Source organism: Pseudomonas sp. ICMP 561, from assembly GCF_002699985.1.
GTDB classification, from domain to species: Bacteria; Pseudomonadota; Gammaproteobacteria; order Pseudomonadales; family Pseudomonadaceae; genus Aquipseudomonas; species Aquipseudomonas quasicaspiana.
Map to the genome: position 1 here is coordinate 338,455 of NZ_LKBT01000045.1, position 19,172 is coordinate 357,626.

At 58.0% G+C, this 19,172-nt stretch carries 15 protein-coding genes; 3 read left to right on the top strand and 12 right to left on the bottom strand.

The genetic code is table 11. The annotated features are described in order from the left end of the window. Positions 1-147 precede the first annotated feature (147 nt). From AO242_RS23635 to AO242_RS23660, 6 genes are all read right to left on the bottom strand, one after another. Entirely contained in the window at positions 148-1,518 is a 1,371-nt protein-coding gene (locus AO242_RS23635) for a TolC family outer membrane protein (RefSeq protein WP_373562246.1), read from the bottom strand. Then, complete coding sequence (locus tag AO242_RS23640; protein WP_099270576.1) at positions 1,515-2,885, bottom strand: HlyD family type I secretion periplasmic adaptor subunit; 1,371 nt, start codon at positions 2,883-2,885, stop codon at positions 1,515-1,517. The genes AO242_RS23635 and AO242_RS23640 overlap by 4 nt, the downstream gene beginning before the upstream one ends. Continuing rightward, positions 2,878-4,599: a type I secretion system permease/ATPase gene (locus tag AO242_RS23645; RefSeq protein ID WP_099270577.1), complete on the bottom strand. Its 1,722-nt coding sequence runs from the start codon at positions 4,597-4,599 to the stop codon at positions 2,878-2,880. The genes AO242_RS23640 and AO242_RS23645 overlap by 8 nt, the downstream gene beginning before the upstream one ends. A 519-nt stretch (positions 4,600-5,118) precedes the next feature. After that, on the bottom strand, positions 5,119-5,772 hold the full coding sequence (gene nfsB, locus AO242_RS23650) for an oxygen-insensitive NAD(P)H nitroreductase (protein WP_099270578.1): 654 nt from the start codon (positions 5,770-5,772) through the stop codon (positions 5,119-5,121). 22 nt (positions 5,773-5,794) lie between these two features. Next, positions 5,795-6,928, bottom strand: coding sequence for an L-dopachrome tautomerase-related protein (locus AO242_RS23655; protein ID WP_099270604.1), 1,134 nt, complete (start codon positions 6,926-6,928; stop codon positions 5,795-5,797). A 107-nt stretch (positions 6,929-7,035) separates the two neighbouring features. Beyond that, a complete protein-coding gene (locus tag AO242_RS23660) occupies positions 7,036-8,043 on the bottom strand; it encodes a zinc-binding alcohol dehydrogenase family protein (RefSeq protein ID WP_099270579.1) in 1,008 nt (335 codons plus the stop codon). A 106-nt stretch (positions 8,044-8,149) separates the two neighbouring features. Here AO242_RS23660 and AO242_RS23665 point away from each other — a divergent pair, with 106 nt between their 5' ends. Next, positions 8,150-9,055 (top strand): LysR family transcriptional regulator, encoded by a 906-nt coding sequence (locus tag AO242_RS23665; protein WP_099270580.1) that lies wholly within the window; start codon positions 8,150-8,152, stop codon positions 9,053-9,055. Positions 9,056-9,276: 221 nt separating this feature from the next. Further along, on the top strand, positions 9,277-9,792 hold the full coding sequence (locus AO242_RS23670) for a GNAT family N-acetyltransferase (RefSeq protein ID WP_099270581.1): 516 nt from the start codon (positions 9,277-9,279) through the stop codon (positions 9,790-9,792). 44 nt (positions 9,793-9,836) lie between these two features. Here AO242_RS23670 and AO242_RS23675 read toward each other — a convergent pair whose 3' ends face one another. The 4 genes from AO242_RS23675 to AO242_RS23690 form a co-directional block, all read right to left on the bottom strand. Next, positions 9,837-10,331 (bottom strand): copper chaperone PCu(A)C, encoded by a 495-nt coding sequence (locus AO242_RS23675; RefSeq protein ID WP_099270582.1) that lies wholly within the window; start codon positions 10,329-10,331, stop codon positions 9,837-9,839. Continuing rightward, the gene (locus AO242_RS23680; RefSeq protein WP_027902096.1) at positions 10,331-10,936 is read right to left on the bottom strand and encodes an SCO family protein; all 606 of its coding nucleotides are present in this window, start codon (positions 10,934-10,936) and stop codon (positions 10,331-10,333) included. The genes AO242_RS23675 and AO242_RS23680 overlap by 1 nt, the downstream gene beginning before the upstream one ends. 125 nt (positions 10,937-11,061) lie before the next feature. After that, positions 11,062-12,456, bottom strand: coding sequence for a PepSY-associated TM helix domain-containing protein (locus AO242_RS23685; protein ID WP_099270583.1), 1,395 nt, complete (start codon positions 12,454-12,456; stop codon positions 11,062-11,064). A 90-nt stretch (positions 12,457-12,546) separates the two neighbouring features. Beyond that, positions 12,547-12,972 (bottom strand): DUF2946 domain-containing protein, encoded by a 426-nt coding sequence (locus AO242_RS23690; RefSeq protein ID WP_099270584.1) that lies wholly within the window; start codon positions 12,970-12,972, stop codon positions 12,547-12,549. A 429-nt stretch (positions 12,973-13,401) separates the two neighbouring features. Here AO242_RS23690 and AO242_RS23695 point away from each other — a divergent pair, with 429 nt between their 5' ends. Next, positions 13,402-15,774 (top strand): TonB-dependent siderophore receptor, encoded by a 2,373-nt coding sequence (locus AO242_RS23695; protein WP_099270585.1) that lies wholly within the window; start codon positions 13,402-13,404, stop codon positions 15,772-15,774. Between the two features lie 205 nt (positions 15,775-15,979). On the opposite strand, the gene AO242_RS23700 is transcribed toward AO242_RS23695, so the two are convergent. Both AO242_RS23700 and katG read right to left on the bottom strand, forming a co-directional pair. Then, on the bottom strand, positions 15,980-16,363 hold the full coding sequence (locus AO242_RS23700; protein WP_373562247.1) for an ester cyclase: 384 nt from the start codon (positions 16,361-16,363) through the stop codon (positions 15,980-15,982). A 72-nt stretch (positions 16,364-16,435) separates the two neighbouring features. Then, positions 16,436-18,703 carry a catalase/peroxidase HPI gene (katG, locus tag AO242_RS23705; RefSeq protein ID WP_099270587.1) on the bottom strand — a complete coding sequence of 756 codons (2,268 nt, stop codon included), beginning with the start codon at positions 18,701-18,703 and terminating at the stop codon, positions 16,436-16,438. Positions 18,704-19,172 lie beyond the last annotated feature (469 nt).

The window sequence follows — 19,172 nt, forward strand, 5'->3', positions numbered from 1 at the left end:
CTGCTCAATGGCGAGTTACTTTCCCTGTGGGAGCCGGGCTTGCCCGCGATAAGGTTTCGGTGATCTGCCTGCCAGACCGCGGTGTCTGTATCGCGGGCAAGCCCGGCTCCCACATGGATCTGAGTCGGCTGGAAGATCGCAGCGGCATCAAAACAACCGCTGCACCTGTTCCAGCACACCGCGATTCATCAGGCCGGTGTGGGTATGCAGGCTCACATAGCTTTGCAGCATGTCGAGCTTGGCGTTGAGCAAATCACGGCGTGCCTGAAACACGCGTTGTTGTGCATCAAGGATATCCACCGTCGAACGAACACCACCCTGAAAACCTTTCTCGGTCGAGGTCAGCGCTTGCTGGCTGGACTCCACCGCACGCTGCATGGCCTTGCTTTTGGCAAACCCGGCAACTACCCCCACGTAATCCGTTTCGATGTCTTCCGCCAGTTGCTGACGCTGCACGTCGTAGTCTGATTGCGCGCCAGCCAGTTGCGCCTCGGCCTTGGCCACCGACGCTCGAACCGAGCCACCGCGATACAACGGGATATCCAGCTGGACACCCACGTAATACGTGTCCTGACGCGGATCGAGGTCCTGATACTGGCGGGTCTCTCGACGCGTCAATTGAGTGGTCAATGACAGCGTCGGATAATGCCCGGCACGTTGCGTATCAGCTTGCGCCTCGGCCACCCTCATGGCCGCCAGACGCGCTGCAAGCTCCGGGCTGGCGTCCTTGGCAATGGCCGTCCAGTAAGGCAAATCCTGTTCAGCAGGGATCGGGCTGGCGGCGGAAAGTTCTTCGCGCATCGGCTGAATATCATCAATTGGCACGCTCGCGCGGCCAGACAACGCTCGCAGCGCGGCCGTGCGCCGCGCCATGGCTTCTGTCTCCTGCGCTTCAACAAGATCCAGACGAGACTGCGACTCGTAAATGTCGGTAATAGCGCCCTGCCCAGACTTGAACAGTTTTTGGCTTTGCGTGACCAGGCCGCTGATCGCTGCTTTTTGCTGAGCGATCAGCTTGATCTCGTTTTCGGCACGGGCTACATCGAAATACCCCTTGGCAACCCGGTCATAGAGACTTTGATTGGCAAGGTCGAACTGTTGTGTACCCAGCACTCCACGCGCCTTGCCCTCTTTATAAGCCGCCCAGCGCCCTTTGTCATACAGCGGTTGTTGAGCGGCAAGCGTGACGTTGTTGGCCTGGTAATCATTGCTGTTCACATAGCCGTTATCGCTGCCGCCATCGGTGCGGCCGCCATTGCCATAGCGCGAGGTCAAAGACACCTGCGGAAGAAGACCGCCACGACCGATCGCCTCTTCCTGCTGTGACGCGTCATAAGCATGACCGGCCGACTTCAGCGTCGGGTCATTAAGGCGTGAGGCATCGTAGGCCTGGGTAAGGCTCAACCCGGCCTCAGCGGCCCATGCAGGATTGAACACCACACAGCCAGTCCAGAGACCAGCACAGAGACCTGCCACTAAAAAGCAACGGGAACGGCGAGAACGCGGGATCATGCTCATTCCTCTTTGAACGCAGCGAGCATCCGTTCGCGCAGGGGCTTCATCAGGTAATTCATCAGCGTGCGCTCTCCGGTCACCACCGTGACATCGGCAAGCATGCCGGGACGCACCAGCAATCCAGCATTTTGCAGCGCGACCACCGTCTCGGCAGGGATCTCGACCTTGGCGGAGAAATACGGCCGACGCGTCTGTTCATCAAGCAACTGATCCGCTGAAACGGTACTCACCACGCCTGTCACAGTGGGCGTATCAACCCGTTGCAGCGCTGTGAAATGCACGTTCACCGGTAAACCCGGTCGCAATTTGTTTGCCATCAACGGTTCGAAACGCGCCGTGATTGCCATCGGCGCATCCAGCGGCACGACCTGCATCAGGCTTTGGCCGGCCTGCGCGACACCGCCCACGGTGTGAATTGTCACGTCCATGATCTGCCCGGAAACCGGCGCGCGAATGGCACCGCTTTCGACTTCAAACTGCAACGCACTGATCTGATCGGCAAAGCCTGCTGCCTCGGCGGAAACCTCGCTGAGCTGGGTCTCGGCATCACGACGAAACTCCTGTTGGGTCTGCAGCATCTTGAGTCGGCTTTCATTGATCGCCTGACGCGTTTTGCCAACATCACCCTGCCCGGACGAAATCTGCCCAGCCAGCAACGCGCCGTTGCGCTCGGCTTCGTAGAGCTTGCTGCGCGGCACATACCCTTCACGCGCCAGTTCGCGCAGGCCTTCAAGTTCCTGCTGCTGGAACTGCATCTGCGCATCGAAATTGCGTTTCACGCCTTCGTAACCTCGTAGTTGCTGCTGCAACGACTCGATTTCGTGCTCGATGATTTTCAGGCGGCTGGCCAATTCGGCGCGACGGGTCTCGAACAACTGAGTTTGCAGTGCCATGGCCGACTTGATTCGTGGCTCCTGAGCGCGCTCCAGCAATTCAGGCGGCCATTCGATGCTCGGGTTGCCCAGACGCTCCGCGATCAACCGCGCTTCCACCGCACGATCATTGAGCAACTTGCCTTGGGTGACGTCCAGCTGCGACTGCGCTCGCAAGGTATTGAGCTGCACCAGCAATTGGCCCTGACTGACGTGATCGCCGTCGCTGACCATCAGTTTCTCAACCACACCGCCAACCAGCGACTGCACCGCTTTGCGCTCACCGGCAACCACCACCGTGCCGCTGCCCACGACGCCTTGATCAAGCGGCGCAAGGCACGCCCACAGAAGAAAACTGCCCAGCGCGACACAGAGAAAAATGACCCCGTAACGCGCAGCGCCGCCCGCGTCGGTACTGGCCTTGGGCGCGGCACCGGGGTTACGCACGCTGACGGGATTGTCGATGCGCACGTTGGCGCCAGGATCAAGATCACGCATCTTTGTTGGCTACCCTGACAGGAGCGGTTTTATCGGCTGGCATCAATGCCTTGAGCACCTGATCCCTTGGACCAAAGGCCTGCTGGGCGCCGTCTCTGAGCAACAGAATGTGATCGACCACGGCCAGAATGCCTGGCCGATGGGTGATCAACACCACGGTACTGCCCGAAGCCTTGAGTGCCTTGACCGCCTGAATAAGCGCCAGCTCGCCCGCTTCGTCCAGGTTAGAGTTGGGTTCATCGAGGACGATCAATGCCGGGTTGCCATACAGCGCACGGGCCAGGCCCAGGCGCTGCTTCTGACCGCCGGACAATCCGAGCCCGCCAGGACCCAGCGGCGTGTCATAGCCTTGAGGAAAACGCAGGATCATGTCGTGAATGCCCGCATGACGGCTGGCCGCGATGATCTTGTCGGCGTCCTGCTCACCGAAGCGGGCAATGTTGTCGGCAACGCTACCGGCAAACAGCTCGATGTCCTGAGGCAAGTAGCCAAGGTGGGGGCCCAATGCATCGTGAGTCCACTGACTGATTTCGGCGTTATCCAGACGCACCGAACCGCCCAGCACGGGCCAGACGCCGACCATTGCTCTTGCCAGCGTTGACTTGCCACTGGCACTGGCGCCGATCACCGCAAGCACGTCGCCTTTATTGAGGGCAAAATTGATCCCGCGCAGGATCGGTTGCGTTGCGCCCGGCGGTCCCGCATACAGTTGCTCCAAACGCACCGCGCCTGTGGGTGGCGGCAATGGCATGCGCAGTCGTTCGCGGGGATGCTGAGTCAATAGCTGGCTCAAGCGCTGATAACTCTGGCGCCCTGAGCTGAACTGCTTCCAGGAACCGATAGCGATTTCAACCGGAGCCAGCGCGCGACCGAGCAGCAGCGACATGGCGATCATCATGCCCGCCGAAAGCTGGCCCTCAAGCACTAACAAGGCGCCCAGCCCCAACGCCAGCGACTGCCCGGAAATACGGACGAATTTGGTAGCAGAGGTGATCTGAGCGCTGCGGTCGCTGGCTTGCGACTGGGCGGCAATGATCCGCTGCTGCAACAGACTCCAGCGTTGGCGCAACGGGCCGAGCATGCCCAGCGCCCTGATCACTTCGGCGTTCTGCAACGTGCTGTTGACGTACCCCGCCGAACTCACGCTCACGCGGTTGGCTTCACCCAGACTGGCCCGTGTCGCCAGTTCGCCCCACAGCGCCAGACCAATCAGCACGAGGGCGAGCACCAGCGTCAGCAGACCGAACCAGGGGTGAATAACAAACGCCACCAAGAGAAAGATCGGCAGCCACGGAGCATCCAGCAAGGCAATCAAGCCCTGCCCGGTGATCAACTGACGAAGGCTGGTCAGATCGCTGAGGACCTGCGCCGGATTAGCGTTGTGCTCTTGCAGGCTGCGAGCAAATGCGGCGTCGAACACACGCTCGCCCAGCGCCTCATCCAGACCCGCGCTCATGCGAATCATCACGTGGCTGCGCACCCACTCGATCATCCCGCTGAACATGAACAACGCCAGCGCGATCATGGTCAGCATGACCAGAGTGGTTTCGTTCCGGCTGGTAAGCACCCGGTCGTAAACCTGCATCATGTACAGCGAAGGCACCAGCACTAGCAGGTTGATCACCCCACTGAACAGCGCCAACGACCAGAACACCCGGCGGTAGCAGAGCAAAGCGGCATCAATGTCATGACGCGGATCAAGCAGGAAGCGCATAGGGTATCGACCGAAAAGAAGAGTCAGTGTATTGATCGCAATCCATGCGCTCGGGTTTTAGCTGGAGGTAAACCCAATCCTGCAGGAGCTGCCGAAGGCTGCGAAAACATTAAGGCTGACGCACCGTCATCGCAGCCTTCGTTAGCCCTATCAAAAAAACATAACAATCTGATTGAAATGAGGTTTCTGTAGGAGTGAGCTTGCTCGCGATCGCGTCAGTTCAGGCAATAAATTCTTCAACCAAGAAACCAAATCGCGAGCAAGCTCACTCCTACAGGGTCGGCGTTTGCTGCGCGACAGCGCGGTGCCATTGACACCGGCGTCGCGCCTGCAGATTCAATGTTCGCGGCGCCGCGTCAATGTCCCGGCAATCCGCAAGTGATTGACAGCACTTGGCCAGCTTAGTGCCTGTTTGGTGGGCTTTTTTCTGCGGGGATTTGGGATAAGTCGTGCAACACACTGATCGCGAACAGCAGGCCGAGGCAGCTTCAGCCAGGGACCTGCAGTTCACTGTGCGACTTACAGAAAGGTAAACACTGACTCGGCCGCCAGACGCGACTTAGGCAGCTTGGCGTTGAAGTCGGTTTCGCTGCGATAACCCAGGCTGACGATCACCAGGCTGGTGAAACCCTGAGCGCGCAGACCGAGCTCTTCGTCGAGTTTCTTGAAGTCAAAACCTTCCATTGGCGTGGCATCCAACCCCAGCGAAGCCGCGCCCAGCAGCAAGGTGCCCAGTGCCAGGTAGGTTTGCTTTTCCATCCAGTGCTGCACGTCTTTCTGGTCATAGCGGTGCATATCGACATAGCCGCGACGGGTTTTGTCCTGACCCGCCCTGGCCTCGGCACTCTGAAAGCGACCGTCCAGATCCTCCTGATCCAGCACCGCGTGCAGGTGATCCTCGGTCATCTCGGTGCGGGTGCACAGCACAATGACGTGAGACGCGTTGAGGATCTTCGCCTCGTTATAGGCAAAACCATCCTGCGCACCTTTGGCGATGCGTGCTTTGCCCTGTTCGTCGGCGGCAACCACAAAATGCCAAGGCTGCGAATTCACCGACGACGGGCTAAGGCGCAGTTGGTCCAGCAGCGTATCGATACTGGCCTGAGGGATTTTGCGGGTCGCGTCGTAGGCCTTGGTGGTGTATCGGGTTTTGGCGAGGCTGGCGAGTTCCATGGTGTTCTCCGGTCAAAAATGCTTAGCGAGTCGGCGCTGGCGCTGCGTTGATTTTTACCCGCAACAGGCTGTAAGGCTTCTGGCGCAGGTCTTTACCCCCTTGGAAACCGGCCTGGCGATGCAACTGGTTGGCGGTGAAATACAGATAGCCATCCGGACCTATGGACAAGGTATCCGGCCACAACACCCGAGGATCGTGAACGATGGTTTGCCAAGTGCCATCCGCGAGTCGCTTGCGAATGCCGTTGTGCTCGTAATCAGTGGCGTATACCGCTCCGTCCGCGTCCGCTTCCAGGCCATCGGAAGCACCTTTTTCACCGAGATCCTGAACAGCTGCGTCCAGTGCCTTCTCGCTGACGCTTGCATCACGCAAGAGCTTGGTCGGTACCGAATACAGATGACGGCTGGACAGCGGACTGAAATACAACGTCTGGCCATCTGGCGACAGTGCGATGCCATCGGAAGCAACCGCTGGCGCTTTCTTCTTGCCATCAGCGCCCGTGGCCATGACGGCCTGCCCTTCGACGACCGGAATGAACGACGGATCAACCGATGTCGACTTCGCACCGCTCAAACGCCGCGTCGCCTTACCAGTAGCGATGTCCATGACAATGATTGCTCCTGGCCCGCTCACGGAAGAGTCGGTGACATAGACCGTGCCTTCCTTGCCATTGCGAAAATCAAAACGCATGTCGTTGACGTAAGTGCTCGGCAGGATGACGTTGGCCGGGAAGACCAGCGTTTTCACCACCTTGTTACTCGCCAGATCGACCGCAACCAGCTTCGCGCCACCAGGCTTGGGAGCAGCAAAACCGGGAGCAGCCGTGTCGAGCAACCAAACGCGACCCTGCCCGTCAGCCACTACGCTTTGCACACTGATCAGGCCCTTGGCCGGGTCCTGGGGATCTTCCTTGTTGATCTGTGTGTTAGGCCAAGCCTGTACTTTGCCGTCCCGAATTTCCGCGACCGTAAAAGGCACGTCATCGCCCCAACGCGGGAAGTTGACGAAAATACGGCCGGTTTCGCTCACGGTCACGCCCGTGGGCATGGCATCGTGAAACGCGAAGACTTGCTGCAATTGGCCTATGGACTTGTCGGCCGGTGCGCTTGCTGAGAAATCGGTTGCCGGTGCCGCCAATGCGGTGTGAGCAGTCATGGCCACACCAAGCGCCAAGGCAGAAACAGCAAAAAAGGACTTCTTGAACACGAACATTCTCCCGACTGCCTACTGGACGCAGGCAGCCACTGACATATTGATGAAAATCAGAAGCCTTCGAGGACGATCTTGCCCTTGGCCTTGCCGCTTTCCACAACGGCGTGGGCACGGCGCAGATTGGCGGCGTTGATCGTGCCGAAGTGCTCGCCGAGGGTGGTTTTGAGCACGCCTTGATCAATCAGGTCGGCAACGCGATTCAACAGCTCATGCTGCTTGATCATGTCCGGGGTTTCGTAAAGGGAACGGGTGAACATCAATTCCCAGTGCAACGACAGCGCCTTGCGTTTCATCGGCACCACGTCGAGGGTTTTCGGGTCGTCGATCAGGGCCAGCTTGCCTTGCGGGCGCAGCGCTTCGATCAATTGCGTGAAGTGGCTGTCAGTGTGGGTCAGGCTGGCGACATGAGTCACTTCGCCAACACCAATCTGCTCCAACTGAGCCATCAACGGCTGGCTGTGATCGATGACATGATGCGCGCCAAGCTGCTTGATCCACGCTTGAGTTTCAGGGCGCGAAGCGGTGCCGATCACGGTCATCTTGGTCAGTTGGCGGGCCAGCTGGACGAGGATCGAACCGACGCCACCCGCAGCACCGATGATCAACAGACTTTCACCTTCGCCACCGCCCTCTTCCACACCCAGGCGATCAAAGAGCAATTCCCAGGCCGTGATGGACGTCAGAGGCAAAGCTGCTGCGTGGGCGTTATCAATGGATTTGGGCTTGTAGCCGACAATGCGCTCATCCACCAGATGGAATTCGCTGTAGCTACCCGGGCGCACGATTGAACCGGCGTAGAACACTTCATCGCCGGGCTGAAACAGTGTCACGTCACTGCCCACTTCACGCACTGTGCCGACGGCGTCCCAACCGACCACCTTCGGCTCGGTCGGCCCTGAACCGGCGCGGATCTTGGTGTCAACCGGGTTGACCGAAACAGCGTGGACTTCCACCAGCAGGTCACGAGGCCCCGGCGCAGGCTTGGGCAGGTCCATGTCGAGCAGTGCATCTGGATCTTCAATCGGCAGACCGTGTTGGGTAAAGGCGATAGCTTTCATGGGAAATCCTTTGAAAGTGGGTTCAAAAACGTGGAGACATACTCACCTTCTCTGCGACAAAGAAAAACCCCTAAAATGCGCCAACACTTTCACAGCTGGAGTGAAGATGATCCGCATTGATGACCTTGCCTTGTTCGTCCGCACGGCAGCGCTGGGCAGCTTCTCCAACGCAGCACGAGAAGTCGATCTGCTGCCGGGGCAAGTGGCGGCGGCAATCAAACGTCTGGAACGCGAGCTGGATGTGCGCCTGTTCGCGCGCTCTACCCGCAGCCTGCGCCTGACCGTTGAGGGCGAGCAATATTTGCCCAATGCGCAAACCGTGCTCGATACGCTTAAAGAGGGTCGCGAAAAACTCCGCCGCGAAAGCGCTGAATTGCGCGGTGTGCTGCAAGTGGCGGCACCTTCGGACCTGGGGCGTAACATGCTGCTGCCATGGCTGTCCGGGTTTCGGCGCGAGCATCCTGGCCTGTCGATGCGCTTGTTCTTATCCGATCAGGTGGCAGACATGTTCCGCGACCCGGTGGACGTTGCGATCCGCTATGGCTTGCTTGAAGACGCCCATTACATTGCCCTGCCGCTGGCATCGTGGAATCGACGGGTGCTGGTGGCCTCGCCTGACTACCTGCAAAAGCACGGACGGCCACAGACGCCGGATGACCTCTTGCGTCATGACTGCCTGCTCTACACCCTGGGCGGACGGAGCTATGACAAATGGCGAGTGGGCGCTCGGGTGATATCTGTTTCGGGCCCGCTGTTCTGTGATGACGCCGACGTGGCGCGGCGCTGGGCGGTTTCGGGGGAAGGGATTACCTATAAATCGTGGCTGGACGTCAGTGAAGATATCAAGGCCGGACGGCTGGAGATTTTGCTGCCGGACTATCCTGGTGAGCCTGTACCTTTGAATCTGGTATGCCCGCACCGCAAACAGTTTTCCCCGGCGATTCAGCAATTGCATTCGTTATTGAAGGGGAAATTTGCGGAACTGGAGCAGGAATTGCCTGGGTTGATTTGAGGTAATAGAAATCAAAGCCGGACGCAGGACCTGTAGGAGTGAGCTTGCTCGCGATTCAGTTTTTTGGCCGACGAATATATCGTCTGAACTGACGCCATCGCGAGCAAGCTCACTCCTACAGGAACCTCATTTCAAATCAGATTGTTATGTGTTGGCCCCTACCGGGAATGCATTTCAAAGCCATAATCATTGATGAGCACAGCTGAAAACTGGACCCACCCATGCAAAGAACCACCGAACGACTGCTACTCAGACCACCCCGCCCCTATGACCTGGCTGCAATGTTCGCCATCTACAGCGATCCAGCTACCAACGTGTTCAATCCCAACGGCCCGATGAAAGAGCTGGCGCAGGCGCAAATATTCCTGAACGCCTGGATGCGTCACTGGCAGGAACAGGGTTATGGCTGGTGGGCGGTGGCGACTCGGGAAGCGCCGGATGAAATCATCGGTTTCGGCGGTGTGGCGTTGATGAAGTATCTCGACGTCGAGCGGGTCAACCTGGGGTACCGCTTTGGTGTACCGGCATGGGGCAAAGGTTATGCGACGGAGCTGGCCAGCGCGACGCTGGACTATGCCTTCAACGAACAGAAGCTACCCAAGGTATACGGGCTGGTCAGGCCGACGCATCAGGCCTCGATTCGGGTGCTGGAAAAGATCGGCATGAAACGTGTTGATGTGCTGGACGATGTGCCGGGGCAAGCGCCCAGTCTGGTGTTTCTGGCGAACCGGAGCTGATGTCGTCGGCAAGCCCTGGGAGCTTGCCGACGACAGTCAACGCATCAGTGCATCTTGCTGTGATCATGCATCGCGCCATGATCCGGCGCATTTAACGCTCGGGCCGTGGCTTCAACAGCGATCGACTGTTTGACGCCTTTGCCATCTTCGACGATCAGGGTCAGCGGGACTTTATCGCCCTCTTTCACCTGAGCCGTAAGGTTGATCAGCATGATGTGATAACTGCTCGGGTTCAGTACCACTGGCTGGCCTGCAGGCAAGGCAACCGAAGTCACTTCATGCATGCTCATCACATCGTCTTTCATGCTCGATTGATGAATCTGCACGAGCTTCGCCACGGGTGACTGAGCCTCCAGTAACTTGCTGTCGGCACTGGCCTTCAACGTCAGAAATGCACCCGTGGACGCCTGCCCCGGCACCGTTGCACGGACCCATGCGTCTTCAACAACCGTTTGCGCTGAAGCCTGAGCGGCGAGGCCAAGTAGCGAGAGCCCCAGCAATGCTTGCTTGAGAAATGTTTTCGGGCGTTCAAGGTTCATCAGCAGACCTCCATGACAGTCAGCAGATCTTCTGTGCACTGTTGGGCAGAAAGGGAATGAGACAGGCCGAGGCGCAGCACGCCGCGGGTGTCGAAGACGTAACTGGTGGCGGTGTGGGACATGGTGTACGTGTCACCGCTCGGGATTTTCTCGTAGAACACGCCAAACTCTTTGGCCGTGGCGGCGGTTTCTTCGAGGGTGCCGTACAACGCCACAAAGCTCGGATCAAACGCTTTGACGTAAGCATCAAGCATTTGCGGCTTGTCGCGCTCCGGGTCCACGGTGATGAAGATCACCTGGAGCGTATCGCCATCCGGGCCCATCAACTTCTTGATCTGCGCCGCACGCGCCAGCGCTGTCGGGCAAACCGCCGGGCATTGGGTGAAGCCGAAAAACACCATAGGCATAGTGCCGCGAAAGCTCGACAGGGTTTTCACGTTGCCCTGCGGGTCCTTCAGTTTGAAGGTCCGGCCGAGAATTTTGTCGCTCAAATCCTTGCCGTACTTGAACGACAACTTGTTGGAATCACCGCAACCGGCAAGCGCGCCCAGACTCAGCACGCTCAAGCCGCCGATAAGCTGGCGGCGGGTCAGTAATGTGTTCATGTGTGGCCTCTTGAAAAACAACGGAGCGAACCAACTGCCCCGTCGTCAAATTCTCTGTGCTGCTAAAGCCGCGTAGGTTACCTGTGACATTTCCTACAGTCGCTGTAGTAATGTCAGAAAATGCTTCATGGCCTTTCTGCATGGCCCTGACTGCGCACAAAGGCGACAGACGGCGCGCGGTACGTGACGATGAGGTCGCAGATAACCAGCGCCAGCAGGCTCCAGCCCAACACCGGCAGGCAAATGCCGAGTCCCACTGCCGCGAGCAACCATGCGGCTTTGGCAACAAGGCCGGACTGACGCCACGCGTCCACAACGGTTGGCTGCCGTCCAAGGGTCGGCCTGCGGCGCCACCACATCAGGTAACCGATGATCACCATCATCACCAGTCCGGTGGCAAAAAACACCAGAATCAACTGATTGGCTAGCCCGAACAGCACGCCCATGTGCGCGTCGATGCCCCAGCGGGTGAGCTTGGCAGGCAACGTGTATTGGGAAAACTCAACCTGATCGACCACCTTCAGGGTGTCCGGATTGATTGAGACTGCATCAACCTGAGTCGGCCAGCTGCGATCAATCTCGGCGACTACCCAGGCTTTATCCGGCTTGCTCGACGGGCGGATTTCTACCTTGGCCGCTTCGATATGGGCGCTGCGAGCAGTCGCCAGAACGCTGTCGAACAGTGCAGGATTCAGCACGCTGTTCGAGGCAGCAGGTGCCATGTGCATGTGATGTTCGGCGTGCTCGTCCATCGGTACGTTCATGTTCATTGCGCTGTCGGCCGGTTTCGCCAGCGTCGTCGCAACGCTGGGGGTTGACCAGCCATAGTAAGCGCGCAGCACACCAATGTTGCCGCCTGCGTATTGTGACCAGGTCAAACCGGTCGCCGAGAAAAACAACAAGCCCAGCATCAACCACAGCCCGGCGCTGGCATGCCAGCTACGCAAACCACTGCGTAGCGTCCTGGCCCGTTTGCGGCGCACTGCCCACAACACAATCCCCCCCGCTGCTGCGACCCACAGCCAGGAAGCGGCCAGTTCGCTGTAGATGCGACCGACGTCACCCAACAACAGGCTGCGGTGAAACTGATCGATCCAGGTCCGCAGCGGCAATATTCCGCTGGTGCCATAGACCTTCATGTCGCCGCGAATCTCTCCGCTGACCGGATCGACAAACAGTGCACGGTGCTCCGATTCGCCTAACCCCGGAACGTTGAACATCACACGGGTGGTATCGCCCTGATTGGGCGCTGGACGAACGGCCGCGACCGTCGGCCCGGAACCGGCGGCCTCCTGAGCCAGTCGCACCTGGGCTTCGAGACTCAAGGCCGGGCCTTGGTTTTCGGTATGCAGGGCATGGGCGTAGAGGTGTTTTTCGATCTGCGGCGTCAGGGCATAAATAACCCCGCTGAGTGCCGCAACCAGAATGAACGGTCCGATAAACAGGCCGATGTAAAAGTGCAGCCGTTTCGTCAGCGCGACAAACGCACTCGACGACGACTGTGCAGGTAAAGCAGACATAGGGCTCACCAACGGCTAAACGCGCCCGACCGGGACGAATCCCGGCGAGGCAAAAAATCGATATTGGTTTTTAACGGCGAGTGGGTGCCGTCAGGGAGCCTGCGGGTTGAGCCCGGGGAAACACTGGCGCGACGTAAGGCCCGGCCAGAGCGAAGGAAAGATAAAACGAGGACTCCGGGTACGGATCAACCAGCTAAGGGCGACGAAGAAAATCATCGCCAGGGTCAGCGTCCCGGCAAAAGAACAATCGCCAAACAGCGATTGCATGCTGCCCGGCGTCGCCATGGTTTTGCTGGCGCTGTCCATCGGCATCGACATGCCCATCGACATCTCGTGATGCGCATCACTCATGGACGCACTGCCGTGATGCTCATGGTGGGAAGGTGCCGCCGCGGGCTTCCCGGAAAACGCCCCCATCATCTGGCCATGACTCATGGCGCAGGCGAGCCCATTGAACAGGATGAAGGCGTACAGCATCCAGGCAATGGGCGAGCGATGGGTTCGGAAGAAATTCATGGCGGCTAATTTAGCATTTCAGCCGGGGGTAGGACAGGACGCAGGTCAATGGTTGATCGCAATCTCGTTGGAGCGAGGCTTGCCCGCGAATGGGACGACGCGGTGTTGCGGGAGGTCTGCGTTATCGTTCTTCGCGGGCAAGCCTCGCTCCAACCAGGGTTTGGTCGCCCCAATGACATCACCGAATAGAAAGTGATCTGCACGAGCACTCGCTGAACCAGCGTCAAATCGCCAAGGCGTGTGAGCAAATCTTTACTAGAAAGCTCATGACTGATAACGATTTGTATTTGCTGTCGTATTCACACCTTGTTAGGATCGCGTCATCTTGCGCTCCAAGTAAGTCCGGCACTGTCTTGAACTTTTGTTTCAAAACATCGTGTCAGGCGATAACGCGCGCTTATTAATCTCGACTTTCGTAAGGATTACAGAATGTCACGTCCCGCCTTATCTGCCTTGACCATCGCACTGGCGCTTGGTTTTTCCGCCAACGCTTTCGCGGCGCCGGTTCGTCTGGATATTCCGGCTCAACCCTTGGCAGCCTCCCTTGCCCAATTGGGTAAGGCCAGCGGCATGACCGTGACATTCGACCCACAGCAGGTCGCGGGCAAACAAGCGCCAACAGTGAGCGGCAACCTGGAACCCGCCCAGGCTCTGCAGCGTTTGCTGGTCGGCAGCGGCCTGACCGCTAGCGTCGAAGGCAATTCGGCACGCGTGATCCAGCCACAGCCAACACAAGGCGCGATTGCGCTGGACGGCGTGAACATCAATGCTGATTACGGCCTTGCGGGCGTGGCAACTACTGAAGGCACTAACTCGTACACCACGGGTTCAATGAGCACCGCGACCAAGTTGCCGTTGTCGATTCGTGAAACGCCGCAGTCGGTGAGTGTTATCACGCGTCAGCGGATTGAAGATCAGGGCATGAACGATGTGAACGACGTCGTTAAGTATGCGCCGGGTGTGACGTTGAACAAATTTGGCCAGGATCGCCAGCGATTCCTGGCCCGTGGCTTCACTATCGATAACTTGATGTACGACGGACTGCCCACCAGCCTTGGCACCTTCACACAAGACACGATTGCTGAGGCCGATCTCTCGATGTACGACCGGGTTGAGGTAGTCCGAGGTGCCACAGGTCTGATGACGGGAGCTGGCAGCCCTTCCGCGACGTTAAACCTGGTACGTAAACGTCCGACTGCAACTCCTCAGGTCAGCGTGACAACCAGTGCTGGCAGTTGGGACCGGTATCGCACCGAACTTGATGCATCCAACAAACTCAACGAATCCGGCACAGTGCGGGGTCGTGTTGTTACTGCTTACGAAGACAACAAAAGCTTTGTCGACGAGCGAAATACACAACGCCAAACCTTCTACGGCATCCTCGAAACAGATTTGAACGATTCAACTACATGGACCATTGGGGCCTCAAAACAGAAAGATGACGCGACCTCAGACTGGGGCAGTCTGCCAGCAGGACCAAATGGCGAAAACCTGCATTTGTCGCGTTCGACTTTCCTAAGCGGTGACTGGGCTTATTGGGACAGAGACACTGTCAGCGTATTTACCGATGTAACTCATCGCTTCAACAACGACTGGACTGCCAAGCTGGCCGCTAGCAAGATCTGGGGTGAGTCCGATACTTTCTCCAGCTATCTCAATACAGCAGGTAATGGCTTTACGCAGGCCTCTGGACAATATTTCACTAAAGATACGCAGACAAACATCGATGGGTCTCTTTCTGGCCCCTTCCAGCTATTTGGACGCGAGCATGAGCTGAGTATCGGCGCCAGTCGCCGACAGGAGAAGTTTGATCAAAAGGGTGGATACTGGGACGCTTACCCCGTTGAGCTCGGCAATATCAATCCTGGAACTGTGCCCAAGCCTTCGGCAGCCGACCGAACTGCATTTCAAAACGTGAACACTTCGACGGAACAGGCTGTTTACGCGGTCGCTCGTTTCAATCCAATTGATCCGCTACACGTGATCATCGGCAGTCGCTTGACCTGGTTTGACTTCGATGACCCTACATACCACGCAGATTATAAGGTCACTCAAGAAGTCACTCCGTACGCCGGTGTCATCTACGACCTGAACGATACTTACTCGGTCTACGCAAGCTATACGGAGATCTTCAAGCCTCAGAGTGAGCAGAGTGCATCTGGCTCGGTGCTGGATCCGATGACTGGCGAAAGCTATGAAATTGGCCTGAAAGGTGAGTATTTTGACGGTGCGTTGAACGCCTCGGTAGCTTTATTCGACATGACCCAAGAAAATCGCGCGTATCAACTCGCTCAGTCTCTGTGTACAGGAGGCCAACCCGGCGCAGCCTGTTATGCGCCTGCAGGAGAAGTGCGAAGCCGTGGTATCGATACAGAAATTAGCGGAGCTCTGACTTCGAACTGGCAGTTCTCAGCGGCTTACACCTTTCTGCTGAGCCAATATGTTAAGGACGCGACAGCGAGCAATGAGGGCAAGATGTTTGCTCCTAACCAGCCCAAGCACCTGTTTAAGGCTGCAACCAGTTACAACTTGCAGGGAGCTCTGAGCAAAGTTCGCATCGGCGCAGACATCATTGCGCAAAGCGACACCTTCGAGCGAGTCGGCAATGGTTACGCTACTCAGAACAACTACTCGGTCGTAGGCTTGATGGCAGGCTACAAATTCGATGAAAACTGGGACGGTCGAGTCAACTTCAACAACGTGTTCGATACGAAATACTGGCAGGGCATTCCGACTGGCTCTGGGACTGGTGTTTATGGCGACCCTCGTAACGTGATGTTCTCGCTGAAGTGGACGCTCTGATAAACGCTGATGTGGTTGCCTCTTGAAGGTAACCATCGACTGGTCCGACGCCATCGCGAGCAAGCTCACTCCTACAGGGGATCGCATTTTCCTGTGGGAGCGAGGCTTGGTCTGGGCCGCATCCGGACGATAAGGGCGACGCGGTCTGTCGGAAAAATCGCGGTGTTCTTATCGCGGGCAAGCCTCGCTCCAACAGGGTCTCGTATCAAAGCTGCACTTCAACTGCTGCCTTATCAATCACCGACCACACCTCAACGATCCTCCCCTCTTTAAACCGGTAAAACACGTTTTCGCTGAACTGCACTTTCCGGCCATTGACCGGCAAGCCCATAAAGTCCCCAATCGGGGTGCAGTCGAAGTCCAGGCGGGCGGCGATGTGTTCGGGGTCGGCGATTAAAAATCGTATGTTGAAATGCAGGTCCGGAATCTGCCGGTAGTCTCGTTCGAGCATTTCGCGGTAGCCGGTCAGGCCAACTCGCTGGTCGTTGTAATGCACATCTTCATCGACAAACTGGCCCAACTCAGGCCAGTCCTGCTGGTTCAGGCAGGCGATATAACCTCGGTAGACGTCACTCAGGTCGCTGCTCATCAAACACCTCCGGCAATAAAAAAGCCCCGACCTGACGACTCAGACCGGGGCTTTTGGGTTCAAGCGTTTACATCAGGCAAGGTCAAAGCGATCAAGGTTCATCACTTTGGTCCAGGCCGCGACGAAGTCGCTGACGAACTTCTCTTGCGCATCACCCGCGGCATACACCTCGGCCAGCGCACGCAACTGGGCGTGGGAACCGAACACCAGGTCGACGCGAGTACCGGTCCATTTCACAGCACCGGTCTTGCGGTCACGGCCTTCGAACTCGTCCTTGGCGTCAGACACGGCGCGCCATTCGGTGCTCATGTCCAGCAGGTTGATGAAGAAGTCGTTGGTCAGGGTTTCCGGACGCTGAGTGAACACGCCATGTCGGGTTTGGCCGACGTTGGTGTTCAGCACGCGCAGGCCGCCGACCAGCACGGTCATTTCCGGCGCAGTCAGGTTCAGCAGTTGGGCCTTATCGACCAGCAATGCTTCAGCCGACGAACCAAAACGGCCCTTCTGGAAGTTACGGAAGCCATCAGCAACAGGCTCCAGGAAACCGAACGATTCAACATCCGTCTGCTCTTGCGAAGCGTCGGCACGACCCGGCGCGAAAGGAACGGTGACGGCATGACCGGCGTTTTTCGCTGCCTGCTCAACACCCGCAGAACCGGCCAGTACGATCAGGTCAGCGAGGGAGATTTTCTTGCCGTCTGCCTGTGCACCGTTGAACTCGCTCTGGATGCTTTCCAGTTTTGCCAGCACATGCGCCAGTTGTTCCGGCTGGTTGGCTTGCCAGAATTTCTGTGGCGCGAGACGCAGACGCCCGCCGTTGGCACCGCCGCGTTTGTCGGAGCCTCGGAAGCTGGATGCCGCTGCCCACGCAGTGGAAACCAGCTGCGAAACAGACAAGCCCGAAGCCAGAACTTTGGCCTTCAGTGCAGCCACGTCGTTTTCATCGACCAAAGGGTGATCGACGTCTGGAATCGGGTCTTGCCACAGCAGTTCTTCGGCTGGCATTTCCGGGCCGAGATAACGGGACAGCGGCCCCATGTCACGGTGGGTCAGCTTGAACCAGGCGCGGGCAAAGGCGTCGGTCAACTGGTCCGGATTGGCGAGGAAGCGACGGGAAATCACTTCGTAAGCCGGGTCAAAACGCAGCGCCAGGTCGGAGGTCAACATGGTCGGTGTGTGGCGCTTGGACGGATCATGCGCATCGGGAATCAGACCGGCACCAGCGCCGTCTTTTGGACGCCATTGATGGGCACCCGCCGGGCTCTTGAACAGTTCCCACTCGAAACCGAACAGGTTTTCCAGGTAGTTGTTGCTCCACTGGGTCGGCGTGGTGGTCCAAGTCACTTCCAGGCCGCTGGTAATGGTGTCGCCGCCTTTACCGCTGCCGAACGTGCTTTTCCAGCCCAGACCTTGTTGCTCGATGTCTGCCGCTTCAGGTTCTGCACCGACGTTATCAGCCGGGCCAGCACCGTGGGTTTTACCGAAGGCATGACCGCCCGCGATCAGGGCCACGGTTTCTTCGTCGTTCATCGCCATGCGACCGAAGGTTTCGCGGATATCTTTGGCCGAGGCCACCGGGTCCGGGTTGCCTTCCGGGCCCTCCGGGTTCACATAGATCAGGCCCATTTGCACGGCGGCCAACGGGTTTTCCAGGTCACGGCCTGGCGCGTCGTTGCGGCTTTCTTCTGTACCGTGCTTGCCTGCATCGGCCACCAGCACGCCTTCGCCTTCAGGCTGCGCTTCCTTGCCGTAGCGCGTGTCGCCGCCCAGCCAGGTTTTTTCGGAGCCCCAGTAAACCGCTTCTTCCGGCTCCCAGACGTCAGCACGCCCACCGGAGAAACCGAACGGTTTGAAGCCCATGGTTTCCAGCGCGACGTTACCGGTGAGGATGATCAGGTCTGCCCAGGAAATCTTGCGGCCGTACTTCTGTTTGATCGGCCAGATCAGGCGGCGCGCCTTGTCGAGGCTGACGTTGTCCGGCCAGCTGTTAAGCGGAGCAAAGCGCTGTTGCCCCGCGCCAGCACCGCCACGGCCGTCAGCTGTGCGATAGGTCCCGGCGCTGTGCCAGGCCATACGGATGAACAGCGGACCGTAGTGACCAAAGTCGGCTGGCCACCAGTCCTGCGAGTCAGTCATCAGCGCGCGAAGGTCTTGCTTTACCGCTTCCAGATCCAGGCTTTTGAAGGCAGCGGCATAGTCGAAGTTTTCGCCCATCGGGTCGGACAGCGATGAGTGCTGATGCAGGATCTTCAGATTAAGCTGGTTCGGCCACCAGTCGCGGTTAGTCGTACCGCCACCTGCAGCAGCGTGATTAAAGGGGCATTTCGATTCAGTCGACATGTTTTATTTACCTTTGGTCGAGTTCATGCGCTGCCTGGCCCGTTCCGGACTTCAAGCGGCGATGTGGTTCATCACGGCACAACATGCATGGCCAGCGCGGGATCAGCATCTCGCTGTCGCCACACGGAAACTCTAAAGAAACGGCCACTGGCTCACCAGCGCCAGAACAAGCCTAGACGCCCTTTGAGAAGAGAGCTAATTAGCTAAGTCTTGGGTAGCGATAGACATACTCTGTCAATCGATAGATAAAACTTGAAGGTATGGGCTTTTTTGAGCGTTTCTCTGTGGGAGATTTTATGTTTGCTTGCAAGCTTGCTCCGTCTTCAACCTGTAGGACTGGCTTCAGCCGGGAGGGCGGTAATTCAGACGAACGATTTTTTGCGGATGTCCCTACGTCCTCCCGGCTAAAGCCGGTCCTATGTATGGACTCGCCCCTACTTTCAACCCGCTTTTTGAACACTGCTACCCG